The organism is Bifidobacterium crudilactis, from assembly GCF_000738005.1.
Classification (GTDB): domain Bacteria; phylum Actinomycetota; class Actinomycetes; order Actinomycetales; family Bifidobacteriaceae; genus Bombiscardovia; species Bombiscardovia crudilactis.
Window position 1 is genome coordinate 527,128 of record NZ_JHAL01000001.1, and the last position, 15,223, is coordinate 542,350.

At 57.4% G+C, this 15,223-nt stretch carries 15 protein-coding genes and 1 tRNA gene; 14 read left to right on the forward strand and 2 right to left on the reverse strand.

Annotated elements, in window-relative coordinates:
* The first annotated feature begins 132 nt into the window (after positions 1-132).
* Positions 133-939 (forward strand): YaaA family protein, encoded by an 807-nt coding sequence (locus DB51_RS02025; protein WP_162174603.1) that lies wholly within the window; start codon positions 133-135, stop codon positions 937-939.
* A gap of 222 nt (positions 940-1,161) precedes the next feature.
* On the opposite strand, the gene DB51_RS02030 is transcribed toward DB51_RS02025, so the two are convergent.
* Positions 1,162-1,238 (reverse strand) — tRNA-Met (locus DB51_RS02030).
* 380 nt (positions 1,239-1,618) lie between these two features.
* Here DB51_RS02030 and DB51_RS02035 point away from each other — a divergent pair.
* From DB51_RS02035 to DB51_RS02090, 11 genes are all read left to right on the forward strand, one after another.
* Complete coding sequence (locus tag DB51_RS02035) at positions 1,619-2,677, forward strand: homoserine O-succinyltransferase (protein WP_034250859.1); 1,059 nt, start codon at positions 1,619-1,621, stop codon at positions 2,675-2,677.
* A 254-nt stretch (positions 2,678-2,931) separates the two neighbouring features.
* Positions 2,932-3,744, forward strand: a complete 813-nt coding sequence (gene atpB, locus DB51_RS02040) for a F0F1 ATP synthase subunit A (protein ID WP_034250860.1) — start codon at positions 2,932-2,934, stop codon at positions 3,742-3,744.
* A gap of 66 nt (positions 3,745-3,810) precedes the next feature.
* Positions 3,811-4,041, forward strand: a complete 231-nt coding sequence (gene atpE / locus DB51_RS02045; protein ID WP_034250861.1) for a F0F1 ATP synthase subunit C — start codon at positions 3,811-3,813, stop codon at positions 4,039-4,041.
* 48 nt (positions 4,042-4,089) lie between these two features.
* Positions 4,090-4,620: a F0F1 ATP synthase subunit B gene (locus tag DB51_RS02050; RefSeq protein ID WP_034250863.1), complete on the forward strand. Its 531-nt coding sequence runs from the start codon at positions 4,090-4,092 to the stop codon at positions 4,618-4,620.
* 42 nt (positions 4,621-4,662) lie between these two features.
* Entirely contained in the window at positions 4,663-5,493 is an 831-nt protein-coding gene (locus tag DB51_RS02055; protein WP_034250864.1) for a F0F1 ATP synthase subunit delta, read from the forward strand.
* Positions 5,494-5,539: 46 nt separating this feature from the next.
* A complete protein-coding gene (gene atpA / locus DB51_RS02060; RefSeq protein ID WP_034250865.1) occupies positions 5,540-7,171 on the forward strand; it encodes a F0F1 ATP synthase subunit alpha in 1,632 nt (543 codons plus the stop codon).
* Positions 7,172-7,174: 3 nt separating this feature from the next.
* Positions 7,175-8,107, forward strand: coding sequence for a F0F1 ATP synthase subunit gamma (locus DB51_RS02065; RefSeq protein ID WP_034250867.1), 933 nt, complete (start codon positions 7,175-7,177; stop codon positions 8,105-8,107).
* Between the two features lie 8 nt (positions 8,108-8,115).
* Positions 8,116-9,606: a F0F1 ATP synthase subunit beta gene (gene atpD / locus DB51_RS02070; protein WP_034250869.1), complete on the forward strand. Its 1,491-nt coding sequence runs from the start codon at positions 8,116-8,118 to the stop codon at positions 9,604-9,606.
* Positions 9,606-9,899 carry a F0F1 ATP synthase subunit epsilon gene (locus tag DB51_RS02075; RefSeq protein WP_034250871.1) on the forward strand — a complete coding sequence of 98 codons (294 nt, stop codon included), beginning with the start codon at positions 9,606-9,608 and terminating at the stop codon, positions 9,897-9,899. The genes atpD and DB51_RS02075 overlap by 1 nt, the downstream gene beginning before the upstream one ends.
* Positions 9,900-10,118: 219 nt before the next feature.
* A complete protein-coding gene (gene nucS, locus DB51_RS02080; RefSeq protein ID WP_034251303.1) occupies positions 10,119-10,895 on the forward strand; it encodes an endonuclease NucS in 777 nt (258 codons plus the stop codon).
* A gap of 390 nt (positions 10,896-11,285) precedes the next feature.
* Complete coding sequence (locus tag DB51_RS02090; RefSeq protein WP_034251305.1) at positions 11,286-11,522, forward strand: glutaredoxin family protein; 237 nt, start codon at positions 11,286-11,288, stop codon at positions 11,520-11,522.
* Positions 11,523-11,674: 152 nt separating this feature from the next.
* Here DB51_RS02090 and DB51_RS02095 read toward each other — a convergent pair whose 3' ends face one another.
* Positions 11,675-12,664: an FKBP-type peptidyl-prolyl cis-trans isomerase gene (locus DB51_RS02095; RefSeq protein ID WP_034250875.1), complete on the reverse strand. Its 990-nt coding sequence runs from the start codon at positions 12,662-12,664 to the stop codon at positions 11,675-11,677.
* 76 nt (positions 12,665-12,740) lie between these two features.
* Between DB51_RS02095 and DB51_RS02100 the strand changes: the two genes are divergently transcribed.
* Together DB51_RS02100 and DB51_RS02105 are read left to right on the forward strand one after the other, a co-directional pair.
* On the forward strand, positions 12,741-14,168 hold the full coding sequence (locus tag DB51_RS02100; protein WP_051867167.1) for a hypothetical protein: 1,428 nt from the start codon (positions 12,741-12,743) through the stop codon (positions 14,166-14,168).
* Entirely contained in the window at positions 14,165-15,172 is a 1,008-nt protein-coding gene (locus DB51_RS02105) for a DUF8094 domain-containing protein (protein WP_051867168.1), read from the forward strand. Before DB51_RS02100 ends, DB51_RS02105 begins: the two co-directional genes overlap by 4 nt.
* Positions 15,173-15,223 lie beyond the last annotated feature (51 nt).

A 15,223-nucleotide genomic window follows, 5' to 3' on the forward strand; every position in this document is an offset into this window, starting at 1 on the left:
GACGAGTTACCCGGTGCACCGTGGTGCTGGAAATTCGTCGATGAAACGTGTCCCTACTGTTACATAGGTTGTACGCACGCTGATAGTTTCGCCTTGCATCCGACAATCGGGCCTGCCGATAGAATGTTCGACGTGCGTATTCTTCTTCCGCCATCCGAGGGCAAAACGTGGCCAGACTCCGGGCCTGCATTGGCACTTCGGGGCCTGTCGTTTCCTGAACTCACCGATGCACGAAGGCGTGTGCTCGAAGCGCTCATCGATGTGTCCGGCATGGAGGATGCCGCCGGGATTCTCAAAGTCGGCAAACGTGTCATGCCCGAGGTGCAGGCGCAACGCGAACTTCGCGATATGCCCTGTGCACCCGCATATCAGGTGTATACCGGCGTGCTGTTTCAGGCCGCACAGTTGCATGACGGCGACGAGGTGATGATTTTCTCGGGCTTGTTTGGTGTGACCACTGCAGAAGACCTCATTCCGGCATATCGCTTGTCGATGAACACGTCCCTCCCCGGCATAGGCAGCTTGAAAACGTTCTGGCGGCGTGAATTGACCAAGGCCGGATTCGGTCGAGCAAACTGCGTGGCAAAGCACGGCACGACCACAGATGCGGCTATCGACGATTCCGTGGGGACCACTGTGGATATGCGTTCCGGAGCGTATCAGGTCACGACTCCGCATGGGCAGTGGTGGGATCTGCGTGTGCTTGATTCACATGGCAAGGTGGTCACTCATGCGGCCAAGCACTATCGAGGACTGCTGACGCGAGCGTTGCTCGATGCGCGGCATGAATCACAGGAAGGGCACCCGGGCGTTTCTGCCGATATCAGGGAGCATGAGAAATCCATAGATGTGGCGCGGGTGGCACGAAGCTTGGGAGACGTTGAGATTGCGAACGATGGCCTTCGCCATCACATCACCTTAAGACTCCAAGAGAGTTGAGTCGGCGCGTTTTGACGCCTGAGCGCCGAGAGTCCGGTATCCCATCAACCGGGAATTAGATAACTGCACTAAAAGGACAGCTTTTTCGCCCAGAATATGCCGAATTGCTGTCCTTTTAATGCAGTTATCGTGTTGGGCGCCACCCGTGCATGCCAAAATGCGAAGAGCCGCTTAACCCCTAAAAGAAGAAAGACCAGGAACCTTGCGATTCCTAGCCTTGATTGGTAGCGGGGTCAGGATTTGAACCTGAGACCTCTGGGTTATGAGCCCAGCGAGCTACCGAACTGCTCCACCCCGCGACGGCTGCCTTACGACAGCTCTATCTACTTTAGGGGTGAAGCTGAGAATGTCAAACCGGTGTGGCGCACTTTGCTGGCAGAGGAAGTTTCTGCTTCGCCGAAGAACCAGGACAGTCGGACCGACGCCGTGGCGGTTCCTGACATCAGCGGAGACGGGTAGACTCTGCCGATCAGACCCGCCGCGCCTCCCATGTCCGTACCCCATTGCCGCAGAACCGATGCTCCACCCGATGCCCCACCTCGCGCCCCACCATGTTGCTCCGCCAAAGATGTCCACCACAGTGCCGCATGCTGCTATCACCCCTACCTGCAACTCCTCATAAGCACAGCTGATAGCGAGAGGGCTGTTCACTTCGGTCAGGCTTGCAATAATGGAGGGCATGCCAATCAATATTCCAAGTGGTCTGCCAGCAAGGGCGATTCTCGATTCGGAGAGAATCTTTGCTTTGGAGCGCCCAGAAGCCGAACAGCAGGACCTGCGTCCGCTGAGACTCCTGATATTGAACCTGATGCCGAAAAAGATTGAAACCGAAACAGAATTATTGCGGCTTATTTCCAAATCACCTCTTCAGGTTGAGGTCGATTTCATGAAAATCGCCAGTCATAAGGCCACGCACACCAGTCGAGACCACCTCCTGAAGTTCTATGAGCCCTTGAGTGAGGTTCGGGACAACTATTACGACGGATTCGTCGTCACCGGGGCCCCCGTGGAGCATCTGCCCTTTGACGAGGTCGATTACTGGGACGAGTTCAAGGAGATATTGGATTGGGCTTCATCGCATGCCTTCTCGACTCTGTACTTGTGCTGGGGGGCGATGGGTGCTCTCAACTACCGTTACGGTGTACGCAAGCACGTTCTCGACAAGAAAATTTTCGGTGTCTTTCCGCAGTATTTGCAGGACGAGTACTGCTTCATCACCAATGGATTCGATGAAATCATTCTGCAGCCGCATTCCAGGCTTGCGTCGATGGACGAGGGCGACATCGCCGCGAACCCTGATTTGCAGGTGCTTACCTGGGGAGAGGAGTCAGGTCCCGGTCTGATAGCCACGCGCGATTTTTCCGAAGTGTTCGCCTTGGGCCACTGGGAGTACGGAAAATACACCCTTGCGGACGAGTACGCGCGGGACATGAGCAAGGGCATGACCAATGTGCCGTTCCCGAAGAACTACTATCCTCACGACGACCCGTCGCAGGAGCCGCTGTTCGCCTGGCGAGCGCACGCGAATCTGTTGTGGCGCAATTGGCTGAACTGGGTCTATCAGACCACGCCGTATGATTTGGGCGCGGTTCCGGAGCTCAGGGCAAACAAACGTCTGGGCACGGATCGTTCGATTCGTCATGCACCCGGAAGCCCACGCCGAGACGGATACGCCATATTCGCAAAAGACGGGTATGGTGTGATTCAGAACGTGCGGGGTACGAACGAAACGGCATGATTCCAAGCCTAAGCGGGCGAGACGGCGCAAAACGCCGTCAAAGCCTTGCGGCACAAGGGCTTAAGGGTCATGTCCACATTCGCAAGTAGACCATTCACTAGCCATTCGGAGCAGAATGTCCGCGTCTACGGGATTCGCTTCCCGAAGGTGCTGGCGGACTGCTTTATGGGTGATGTGAGGAAACCTTCGCGTCACAATGTCATCGAATACTGGCGTTATATTTAATGCTGGTCGGGAAAAGCAGGAGGCGTTAGATGACGGGTTTGTACGGTGCACAAACGCTGGTAGCCGCGTCGAACGAGCCGGATTATCCGACTATCCAAGACTTCCTTCCTCCGGAGATCCTCTTCCAAGGAACTCCTTTCGCGATCAATCGCATCATCCTGGTTCGTATCATCGCCACCGTGGTGCTGTTGCTTGTCCTCGGCATCACTGCTTCGCGGGCGAAGCTCATTCCCGGAAGATGGCAGTCGGCCGTCGAGTGGGTTCTGGACTTCGTGAAGAACAGCATCGTGTACGAGGTCATGGGGGAGCTGCGCGGCAAGCGCTATGTGCCGATGATCACCACGGTGTTCATGACCATCGCCGTATTCAATCTTTGCGGTGAGATATCAGGTCTGAACATCGCTGCAACGGCGACCATCACCATGCCTTTGGTATTCGCCATCTGGACCTTCTGCCAGTATTGGGGCGCGGCGATACGTGAGAAGGGTCTCGGGAAGTATCTCAAACAGGAACTGATTCCTGAGGGAGTTCCTGCACCCGTGCTCATTCTCGTTGCTCCGATGAATCTTCTCGAGATTCTCGTCATCCGCCCGCTCTCACTGACCATCCGTTTGTTCGCCAATATGATGGCGGGGCATATCGTTCTTGCCCTGTGCCTGGCCACCACGCAGTTCTTCCTCTTCGAGGTTTCGAACAAAGCGATGATGCCCTTGGGCGGTCTGATGTTCGTCGCCGGTTTCGCGATGACCCTGTTCGAGATGTTCATTGCCTGCCTGCAGGCCTTCATCTTCGCAATTCTTTCCACTGTATACATCAATCTCAGCTACCCGGAGAACGACTAGACTTCGAGTGGTCATCGGTTTTTTCGAGGTAACAAGCTCGAATAAACCACCAGAAAGGAATCAACTATGGATATGGTTACTCTCGCACAGGTCGCTGGCAACCTGAGTGCTATCGGCTACGGCCTTGCGGCTATCGGACCTGGCATTGGTCTGGGTATCGTCATCGGCAAGACCATTGAAGGCACCGCACGCCAGCCTGAGCTTGGTGGCCGTCTGCAGACTCTGATGTGGATCGGCGTTGGTCTTATCGAGTTCCTTGCACTGCTGGGCATCGTCTGCGGCTTCCTCTTTAGCTGAACGTCGAATGATGGCAAGCAATTGGATAGGTGAAAGGAGGGTGACGAAGTGACGATAGCAGCAGAAAACGGAATCAGTCTGTTCCTGCCGAAGACCTACGACATCGTGTGGTCTTTGATAATCCTGGTGATTGTCGCGGTGTTCTTCTACAAGTTCTTCCTGCCCAAGTTCCAGGCGATCTTCGATGAGCGTGCAGCCAAAATCGAAGGTGGCATCGAGAAGGCGGACAAAGCCCAGAAGGATGCCGAGGCCGCGAAGAAGAAGTATGAGGATCAGCTCGGCGAAGCGCGTATCGCAGCATCGAAGATTCGTGATGACGCACGGGCGGAAGCCTCGCACATCATTGCCGATGCTCGCAGTCGTGCGGAAACCGATGCTTCGCAGATCACCTCCAATGCACAGCGTTCCATCGAATCGCAGCAGCAGCAGGCCTTGGTGAGTCTGCGCGGTGAAGTCGGCACTCTGGCCACCGCTCTAGCAGGCAAGATTCTCGGATCGAAGCTGGAAAGCGAAGAAGTGCAGAAGTCGATGATCGATTCGATGATCGAGCAACTCAATGACGGAAAGAAGGAGCGCTGACGGCCCGAACAGGGTTCGTCTCACGCTTCTGAAGGAGGTGACATGCGAGGAGAAACGTCGCTGAACTCCGACCGGTGCGCCCGGGAGAAGTTCGCACCGATGCTGCGCGAGGCCAATGTGCAGGCGGGCGTCGTGTCAAGCGAGTTATTCGATTTCGCCAACCTGCTGGATTCGAATCCGCGGATTGAGCGGGCGCTCACCGACCCTTCTCGTCCGGCTTCGGACAAGAAGGAACTGGTCGATAGGCTTCTCGAGCAGTCAGGAGCGTTGCCCTTGACCAAGGAGATTCTCGAGGATCTCGCCCAGCGTGGTTGGAGCAAGGTGGAGCATATAGCGAATGCCGTGGAGGATCTCGCTGTGGATGCCACGCTCTATTACGCGGACGTCAAGGGAGTGACCGCAACCGTGGCCATCGAGCTCGCGAAGATTCATTCCGCGTTCCTCAATATGGCCCAGGTTCGTTCGCGGCTTTCCGACACACAGGTCAGTGCAGACACGAGAATCAAGTTCCTCAAGCAGTTGCTTGCAGGGCAGCGTCTGAACCCTCTGACTCTGGTGCTGGCGGAACACGCGACCAGGGATCTGCGCAACCGTCGTTTCCTGTCGACGCTTTCGTGGCTTATCAACGAGATCTCCCGCCATATGGGGGAGCAGGTGGTCACCGTCGTTTCGGCCGTGCCTCTGACGCGCGAGCAGTTCAGCGGCATCATCAGCGCATATTCAGCCAAGCTGGGCAGACCGGTGCATATCAATTCCGTGGTGGATCCCAAGGTCCTTGGGGGCTTGAGAATCCAGTTCGGCGCTGAGGTGCATGACAACACGGTCGTCGCACAGCTGCAGCAGCTGCGGCGCAAGGTTGGGGTAAGCGCGTGATACGCATGCGAAAGACTTACAAACAGTATAAGAAAAAGGAGTGATCATGGCGGAACTTACCATTGATCCTGCCACGATACGCAAGGCGCTCGATGATTTCGTCGAGTCGTACAAGCCGTCGGAAACACCCACCCAGGAGGTCGGGTATGTCCGTACGGCTGGCGACGGCATTGCGCACGTGGAGGGGTTGCCCGGCTGCATGGCCAATGAGTTGCTGACTTTTGAAAACGGCACTCTGGGCTTGGCGTTCAACCTGGACGCCCGTGAAATCGGCGTGGTTATCCTCGGTGATTTCGCAGGTATCGAGGAAGGCCAGGAAGTCAAGCGGACGGGTGAGGTGCTTTCCGTCCCCGTTGGCGATGGCTACCTCGGTCGTACGGTGAACCCTTTGGGCGAGCCTATCGACGGTCTTGGCGATATCAAGAGCGAGGGGCGACGCATTCTGGAGGCTCAGGCCCCGGATGTGATGCACCGTCATCCGGTGGACGAGCCGATGTCGACCGGCATCAAGGCCATCGACGCCATGACGCCAATCGGCCGAGGCCAGCGTCAGCTCATCATCGGTGATCGCCAGACGGGAAAGACCGCTCTGGCCATCGATACGATTATCAACCAGAAGCAGAACTGGGAGTCCGGCGATCCGAAGAAGCAGGTGCGCTGCATCTACGTCGCCATCGGGCAGAAGGGTTCCACCATCGCTTCGGTGCGTGCCTCCCTCGAGGATGCCGGTGCCATGGAATACACCACCATCGTGGCATCTCCGGCTTCGGATTCGGCAGGCTTCAAGTACATCGCCCCGTACACGGGCTCGGCAATCGGCCAGCATTGGATGTACAACGGCAAACACGTGCTCATCGTCTTCGATGATTTGAGCAAACAGGCCGAAGCATACCGCTCCATCTCGCTGCTGCTGCGTCGTCCGCCGGGGCGTGAAGCGTACCCGGGTGACGTGTTCTACCTCCATTCCCGCCTGTTGGAACGCTGCGCGAAGCTTTCCGACGGACTGGGCGGCGGTTCGATGACCGGTCTGCCGATCATCGAGACGAAGGCCAACGATGTTTCCGCTTACATCCCGACCAACGTCATCTCCATCACCGATGGCCAGATCTTCCTGCAGTCGGATCTGTTCAACGCCAATCAGCGCCCTGCCGTCGATGTGGGCATCTCGGTGTCCCGAGTCGGTGGCGCCGCTCAGACCAAGGCATTGAAGAAGGTCTCCGGAACGCTGAAGATCTCCCTGGCCCAGTACCGCTCATTGGAATCCTTCGCGATGTTCGCATCCGATTTGGATGCTGCGTCGAAGGCCCAGCTGACCCGTGGAGCACGACTGACCGAGCTGCTGAAGCAGCCTCAGTTCACGCCGTACCCGATGGAGCAGGAGGTCGTTTCGGTATGGATCGGCACGCACGGCAAAATCGATGACTTGGATCTCAAGGACGTGCTGCCCTTCGAGAAGGGTCTGATGGATTATCTCGATCACAATACGAATGTCCTCAAGACCATTCGCGAGACCGAGGACTTCACCGATGACACGGAGCAGGCTCTGGAAGCTGCCGTGACCGAGTTCCGCGGAACCTTCGTCACCAAGTCCGGAACACCGCTCGAAGGTGCGAAGAAGAACAACGAGGCGGGTCCGGCTCCTATCGAGCAGGAACGAATCGTTGCGGGGGCGAAGTAAGCTATGGGCTCCCAACTCGCATTCAAGTCAAGGATCGCCTCAACCGCGTCGCTGGAAAAGATTTTCAACGCGCAGGAGATGATCGCGTCCTCGCATATCTCCAGAGCCCGCAATGTGGCTTTGGACGCGAAGCCGTACACTGATGCGATTTTCGATGCGGTCCAGTCCCTGGTGGCGCACACGCATATCACTCATCCGATCGTGCAGAAGAACGAGGAGAACGACCGCGTCGCTGTTCTCGCTCTGACGGCCGACAGAGGCATGGCAGGAGCCTACACCTCGTCGATCATCCGCGAGACGGAAGGCTTGCTTGCCGGCCTTGATAAGTCCGGCAAGAAACCGGAGTTGTACGTGTACGGGCGCAGAGGCGTGTCCTATTACAAATACCGTAATCGGGACATTGCCGGAACCTGGGAGGGCGACAGTGACCAGCCTGGCGTCGAGGTGGCGGAGGAGATTTCCAAAGCCCTGCTCGAAGCCTATATGACACCCGCCGCAAAGGGTGGTGTGGCTGAGCTCTATGTGGTGTTCACCGAGTTCGTAAACATGGTGGTGCAGAAGGTCCGCGTGTTGAGGATGCTTCCGGTCGAGTTGGTCCATACGCCGAAAGCGGTCCATGTCGACATCGAACCGTCAGTGCCGCAGGAGGAGAAGGATAAGGCAGCTCCTCTCTACGCCTTCGAACCAGGTGTCGACGAGGTGCTCGACGCGATTCTGCCGAAATACATCCAGTCTCGAATCCACGAATGTCTCCTGACGGCTGCGGCTTCGGAAACGGCTTGCCGACAGAACGCCATGCACACCGCTACGGACAATGCACGAAATCTCATCGACGATCTGACACGTAAGCTGAACGCTTCGCGTCAGTCTTCGATAACGCAGGAACTTACCGAAATTATCGGCAGCGCAGATGCGTTGAACAAAGAGGAAGGGTAGGAACGCCAATGGTTGGAGAGCAAAGCACTCAGACCACAGCGGCGCCTGACGAGGTCGCAGAACCGGATCAGGGTCGTATCACACGTGTCCAAGGCTCGGTTATCGACATTGAGTTCCCGGTGGGTCATCTGCCGGATATCTACAACGCCTTGACCGTCAAGATCAATTCGGTGGGAAATACCGAAGGCGAGACCCTGCATGAAATCACCCTTGAGGTCGAGCAGCACCTTGGCGACTCCATCGTGCGTGCGGTCGCACTGAAGCCTACGGATGGTCTGGTCCGTGGCGCACTCGTGACGAATACGGGAGGCCCGATCGAGGTCCCCGTGGGCGACGTGACCAAAGGACATGTCTTCGACGTGGCCGGTCACATCCTCAACGCCAAGGATGACGAGCACATCACCATTTCGGAGCGTTGGCCGATACACCGCAATCCACCGGCATTCGACCAGTTGGAGTCGAAGACCGAGATGTTCGAAACGGGCATCAAGGTCATCGATTTGCTGACGCCATATGTGCAGGGCGGCAAGATCGGACTGTTCGGCGGAGCCGGTGTGGGCAAGACCGTGTTGATTCAGGAGATGATTCAGCGTGTGGCTCAGAACCACGGCGGTGTCTCCGTGTTCGCAGGTGTAGGTGAGCGTACCCGTGAGGGCAACGACCTGATCGGAGAGATGGCGGAAGCCGGCGTGCTCGAGAAGACTGCGCTGGTGTTCGGACAGATGGATGAGCCCCCGGGGACTCGTCTTCGCGTGCCGCTGACCGCTCTGACGATGGCGGAGTACTTCCGTGACGTGCAGAATCAGGACGTGCTGCTCTTCATCGACAACATCTTCCGGTTCACGCAGGCGGGTTCCGAGGTTTCCACACTGCTGGGGCGTATGCCTTCCGCAGTGGGTTACCAGCCGAACCTTGCCGATGAGATGGGCGCCCTGCAGGAGCGCATCACCTCCACCAGAGGGCATTCGATTACGTCGTTGCAGGCTATCTACGTGCCCGCCGACGATTACACCGACCCTGCTCCCGCGACGACATTCGCCCATTTGGACGCCACCACCGAGCTTTCCCGCGATATCGCTTCGAAGGGTATCTACCCGGCCGTGGACCCGTTGTCGTCGAACTCCCGAATCCTCGACCCTCGATACGTCGGTCAGGCTCATTACGACTGCGCGAACCGCGTCAAGGCGATTCTGCAGCGCAACAAGGAGCTTCAGGACATCATCGCACTGATCGGCATCGACGAATTGTCCGAAGAGGACAAAACCACCGTCAACCGTGCACGTCGCATCGAGCAGTTCCTCGGGCAGAACTTCTACGTGGCCGAGAAGTTCACCGGACGTCCTGGTTCGTATGTTGCCGCTGACGAGACCATCGAGGCATTCACCCGTATCTGCGACGGCGTGTATGACGATGTTCCCGAACAGGCCTTCACGGGGATCGGCGGAATCGACGATCTGGAGAAGAAGTGGCATGACATGCAGAAGGAATACAACGCATAATGGCCGGTGAAGAGAAGTCCACGATGCAGGTGAACATCGTAGCCTCCGATCGTCCGGTGTGGTCCGGAACCGCAAGGTCCGTGACCATACCGGCCTCCGAGGGCGGCATGGGCATACTGCCGGACCACGAACCTGTGCTGACCGTCATCCGGGAAGGTGTGGTCACCGTGACCGAGGCAGAGGGCACGCAGCACTCCTTCAACGTCAATGACGGTTTTATCGCCTTCGATTCGAATAAGCTGACGGTCGCGGTCGAACGCGGTTCACAGCTGAAAGACGGGCAACAGGATTAGGTTCCGTTCCGTGCCTGTTGCGCCGGAAACCGTCCAGCGGCGTTTGAACGGTATCCGTGCGAATTGAGAACGGTTGCGCGCAATAAGGTGCCGAAACGTGGAGCATCGCCTGAGAGGGCGTGTCTCTCCACGTTTCGGCACCTTTGCCGTCTGTGGGTGTCTAAGCGGTGATCGTATGCCGGTTGTGACACGGTCGACCTCCGCGCTATGGTGACACCTATGCGCATAATCGTTGCCGACTGCACCGCCGTATATACAGGGAGACTCAATGCATCCTTGCCTTTGGCCAGGCGGGTGCTGCTTATCAAAGAGGATTCCAGCTGTCTGATTTTTTCGGAGCTGGGTTCATACAAGCCGCTGAACTGGATGGCGGCTCCTTGCACGCTGCGTGAACTGGAACCTGACGGTGACGCGACGGCACTGCAGCACGAGGAATTCCTTGATGCCGCACTTCAATCGGATGCAGGGGCGTCTGCGGCTCAGTCCGACAAAGAGGCCATGCAGCTTCCGGAGAAGATTATCAGGGTCAATTCGACCAAATCGGATGATGTGCTCACGGTCTCCTTGATGAACATCGTCAGTGACCAGTATTTCGCGTTGGGCACCGACCCCGGTTTGACGAAGGACGGCGTCGAAGATCACCTGCAACGCTTCCTTGCACAGCAGATTGAACGTCTTGGAGAGGGAACCAGCCTCGTCAGGCGTGAGTATCCGACGGCTATCGGTCCGGTTGACATCATGGCGGTAGATGCCGAGGGCAAGCATGTGGCCGTGGAAATCAAACGACACGGTGGCATAGACGGTGTCGAGCAGCTGACCAGATACTGTGAGTTGCTGAACCGCGACCCCCTGCTTGCGCCTGTGCGCGGCGTCTTCGCCGCCCAGACGATTACACCCCAGGCCAAAACCCTGGCGGAGGATCGGGGATTCTCATGCCTGCTGCTTGACTATGAGGACATGAAGGGTGTGCAGAGCGACGAACTGACTCTTTTCTAGTGCAAACACGGGCAGGGATGCGGTTGTGTAGGGATATTCAGTCGCACAGCGTGTATCCGCGCGATTGATGAATACCGGAATGGCGGCATTCCAACCTTCCTCCGTGCAAGCCGCGGATCGGGCATTCGGCAATCCCTACATAACCGTGTTCGGTGCAGAGGACACCGTTAAAATGTCGTCTTCGTCACATCTGCAGCCGCTTGGCGCATCACGGTGTCTCGACGGTATCTTCGAATTGCCTGAAATATCAAGGAAATTGAGCACGGACACTAGATATAGGGGTGCAAGCGTCAACACGCCACGAGAGATAGTGGTTTTGTTTTCAGACTACACGCGTGTAATCTCCAAGAACACGAGAATTACACGAATGTTTTTTTGGGAGTGATCACGATGCCGATAACCGTCTTTGCGAAGCCTCATTGCCCGCAGTGCGATGCCACCAAGCGTCAGTTCAACAAGCTTGGCGTCGAATACGATGTCGTGGATCTCACCCAGGACGCACAGGCTTTGGAAGACTTTCGTGCCGCGGGATATCGCCAGGCACCCGTCGTGGTCGCAGGCGAAGATACCTGGACCGGTTTCCGTCCGGACATGATCAAGAAGGTCGCCGAGTTCATCAACGCCTGATAGCCGTCGCTTTCGGCGGCTGCTGTTCACCGAAGCTTTGTTGATGCCCACAGATTGATTTGTCGTTGACATAAGAGGTGCGCCCCCATCCGAGGACTGAGTCATCAGTCTCGGATGGGGGCGCACCTCTTGTATTGCAGTCCGCGTCGGGATTAATATGCCGCGAGGATATCGACCACGAATACCAGGGTCGAGTTCGCCGGGATGCTTGATTGCGCTTCCGAACCATAGCCCAGGCTCGGAGGAATGATCAGCAGGACCTGTGAACCCACGGTCTGTCCGGCAAGACCCTGCTTCCAACCCGAAATCACCTGACTCAGGCTGAAATCGGTGGCGGTGCCTCTATCCCATGAGGAGTCGAACTGTTTTCCGGTGCTTGCGAGCCATCCGGTGTAATTCGCGCTGACGGTCTGCGTATCCTTGACTTCGGCTCCGCTGCCCTTGATGAGGGTCTGGACGACCATGTCACTGCCCGGCTTGTAGTCGTTCATGTCCAGTGACGGCTTGCCGGTCTTGTCGAGCGTGACCTTCGGCAGATTGGAGGGAATATCGGTGACCGCAGTGCCTTCGGCGCGTGTCAGGGCCTTGGACTTGGAGACCAGGGTCATCACCATCAGATATGTGGTGGCGTTCGATGACGTCGTCGCCGTGCTGGTGGAGGTGTCCTTGATGCCGAAGGCTATCGTCGTGTTGATTTTCTGACCTTTGAGCAGGTTATAGTAGGCCGAGTTCATCGAGGATGTCCGTATGACCATCGAGCAGTCGGGGGTGTTCTTCTCCCAGGTCGAATCCAATTCCGAGCCGTTGACGGCGCTGATGGCGATGCTCTGAGCGCAGACACGGTCGCCGTCCTGAAGCGCCTCGCCGTTTCCTTCCTGAAGGATGGAGTAGGTGTTGTTCTGAACGTCGAAAGGCTTGGAGAAGCTTACCGTCGGTTTTTTGCCGAGTTCGCCTTTTGCCTCGACGCCGGTCATTTTGGAGAGTTTGACGCTGGAGCTGGCGGAGGAGGACGAGGAAGCGCTGGAGGAGGAGCTATCGGAAGCCGAACCGCTTCCGCAAGCCGCCAGACCGAGGCACATCGTCAGGGCGCAGCACACTGAAAGCGCCTTGCCGAACTGGTGTTTGCTGAGTATATGTCGCATATTGGCTAACTCTAACGCCTTGTCCTGATTTTGCGATTAAGCCGAGGGTTTGGGGAACCTGTAGAATAGCGGTGTTATGGATGGAAAAGCACACGAAAAGAACGAAGACTCCGCAGGGGGAGCACCTTCGCGTCGCAGCAGGCTGATGAGGGGTGTCGTCACTCCCGTCCTCGGCCTGCTCGCCGTTGCATGCATCGTGTTGGGGATTATGAACGCGACCGTATGGAAGCCGAGTCGGAACATTTCGGCTGACACATCGGTGACGTCACGGTACATCACCACGGACCCGGGTGTTCTGAACCTTGTGGACGATCAGGTGGATGTGACTCTCAAGGCCTCGGATGCCCAGGCGACCGTATGCATGGCCATCGGTTACGCGCAGGATGTGTCAGGGTGGCTGGCAGGTCATCGGTATACGAGAATCACCGGTCTCGATACCTGGAACACGCTGGAACAGCGCAGCACTGCCGCCGCATCGGCGCAGTCCTCAGAGAACGCGGTGGCGTTCCAGGATTCCGATATGTGGCTAAGCACGAAATGCGCCACAGGGTCTGTCAGCATGAAGATCACCGATGACAGCAATCGCACGGTGCTGATAGCCGACACCGACGCGAGTGCGGCTCAGGACGCGAATTCTCAGGGCAGGACGTCGATGACGATGAGCTGGGTACGCACCCAGGTCCCCGATTTCGCCATGCCCTTGTACTTTGCCGGAGGTCTGCTTGCGGTTCTCGGTGTGATGACGGCATCGGTGTTCGCCATGGAACCGGAGCGAAGGCGTAAACGCGAAGCCGAGGGCCATGAGGAACAGGAGCCCGAGATTACCGTACTCCAGGCCTTCACCGGCACCTTGTCACCTATAGGACGAGGCATACGTTCGGCGGTCAGGTCGAAATCCGCTTCGAAGTCTGCGGACAAGGACAGGAACGGCAAACGACGCGACAGGTCCCGTAGGCACCTCACTCAGGATGAGGCCTTCTCCACGGAGCCGGAGGAAAGTCTGGGCACACCCAAGATTATCGACGCCGGTTCGCGCAACATGGTTGCCGACCAGCAGCACAAGCACAGGCATCACGGTCTGCAGGCCGTTGTCGCCGCGGTCGAGGATGAGATGCATCCCGTTCACGAATCAGGTGACGGCGACGCTGAACGCCATAGCAGGCACGAGAACCCGCACGAGAATGCACAGGAAGATAGGTCTCGTTCAGATGCCGAGCGTTCCGAGACGGAGCGTGAACACCGTTCGGAGCGTTCATCACGGCGTGCGCAGCGCATGAATCGCAGCTCGAAGCCATTGACGCACTCTGAAGATGCAGTACAGGCATCTTCCTCCGAAGAGACGACGGTTATCAGCAACGAGGATCTGGCGGCATTCTTCGCCAGATTGTCCTCGGAGGAAGCCAAGAAGGATAACTCGGCGGAAGACAAGGCCGACGATTCCGCAAACCGTGACGCCGAGGTGAGTGAAAGTGCCGGTAAGAACACGGCAGGGGAGGAGCAATGACTATCAGAAAAGGTATGAAGGCCACATTCTGTGCGATTCTGGCGGGTTCTCTGGCGTTTACCCTTGCCGCCTGTGAGGGGCAGGTGCCGCAGGTCTCCACATCCACGTCGAGTTCCAAAGCTCCTGATCTGACTCAGAAGCAGGAGAAGGCGATACGGGACAAGATTCTCGACAGTCTGAACAAAGCCAATGAGGCGAAGGACCCTTCATTGCTTGAGTCCAGGGTCACCGGACCGCAACTGCAGATACGTACCAGCGAATTGAAGGTCGCTCAGGCCACCGGCACGCTCGATGCGAAGACCACGATTCCCAGTGACATCATGCAGACGGTCATTCCGACCGATAGCGGTTGGCCGCGTTCGGTGTTCACCATCACCACCACCACCTCGGACCAGCAATCGAAACGACTTCTGGTGCTTGATCAGAATTCGGCACGGGAGAACTTCAAGCTTTGGGGCGTCGCACGGCTCTTTCCCGGGGCTCAGTTGCCGAAATTCCAGGTTCCCAGCATCGGCTCCCAGATGGGACAGGTGAATGACAGCGGACTCGTCGCCACTCCGGCCCAGGCGGTGCAACGGTATGCGGATCTGTTGCAGAACGGGGCTTCCAGCAAATACGCCGATGAGTTCGGCGCTGATTATTTCCGCCAGGATCTCGGGAAGCTTACGGAAACGGTGCAGGAAGGCATCGCCGCCAACAACGGTACTCAGCAGCAGGTCTTCTCCGCGCAGGCCGACGGCATCAAGGTAATGCGTTCCTCGGATGGTGGTGACCTCGTGGTCGCCCAGATCAATTCGGTCTGGACCAGAACCGCCGGTGAAGGACGTGAATCCCTTCCCGCCTCAGATGCGGAGAAAGCCTTGTTCGGAACGACGACGGCGACCAGCACCATCAAGGCGAGTTATGTGAACGTCGTGGCGATGTATATTCCGCCCGCAGGTTCGGATGCGAAGATACAGGCAGTCGGCGCCGAGCGTCAGCCGATTACGGTCGAAGCTCAATAATGCAACTTTTTGCGCGGACTGGTCGTTGCATCCATCGCGGCCTTTGAACCG

Bases quoted from the DNA above. Each gene is read 5' to 3' on its own strand.
- DB51_RS02035 (WP_034250859.1), top strand. From the start codon at position 1,619: ATGCCAATCAATATTCCAAGTGGTCTGCCAGCAAGGGCGATTCTCGAT.
- atpB (WP_034250860.1), top strand. From the start codon at position 2,932: ATGACGGGTTTGTACGGTGCACAAACGCTGGTAGCCGCGTCGAACGAG.
- atpE (WP_034250861.1), top strand. From the start codon at position 3,811: ATGGATATGGTTACTCTCGCACAGGTCGCTGGCAACCTGAGTGCTATC.
- DB51_RS02055 (WP_034250864.1), top strand. From the start codon at position 4,663: ATGCGAGGAGAAACGTCGCTGAACTCCGACCGGTGCGCCCGGGAGAAG.
- atpA (WP_034250865.1), top strand. From the start codon at position 5,540: ATGGCGGAACTTACCATTGATCCTGCCACGATACGCAAGGCGCTCGAT.
- DB51_RS02065 (WP_034250867.1), top strand. From the start codon at position 7,175: ATGGGCTCCCAACTCGCATTCAAGTCAAGGATCGCCTCAACCGCGTCG.
- atpD (WP_034250869.1), top strand. From the start codon at position 8,116: ATGGTTGGAGAGCAAAGCACTCAGACCACAGCGGCGCCTGACGAGGTC.
- DB51_RS02075 (WP_034250871.1), top strand. From the start codon at position 9,606: ATGGCCGGTGAAGAGAAGTCCACGATGCAGGTGAACATCGTAGCCTCC.
- nucS (WP_034251303.1), top strand. From the start codon at position 10,119: ATGCGCATAATCGTTGCCGACTGCACCGCCGTATATACAGGGAGACTC.
- DB51_RS02090 (WP_034251305.1), top strand. From the start codon at position 11,286: ATGCCGATAACCGTCTTTGCGAAGCCTCATTGCCCGCAGTGCGATGCC.
- DB51_RS02095 (WP_034250875.1), bottom strand. From the start codon at position 12,664: ATGCGACATATACTCAGCAAACACCAGTTCGGCAAGGCGCTTTCAGTG.
- DB51_RS02100 (WP_051867167.1), top strand. From the start codon at position 12,741: ATGGATGGAAAAGCACACGAAAAGAACGAAGACTCCGCAGGGGGAGCA.
- DB51_RS02105 (WP_051867168.1), top strand. From the start codon at position 14,165: ATGACTATCAGAAAAGGTATGAAGGCCACATTCTGTGCGATTCTGGCG.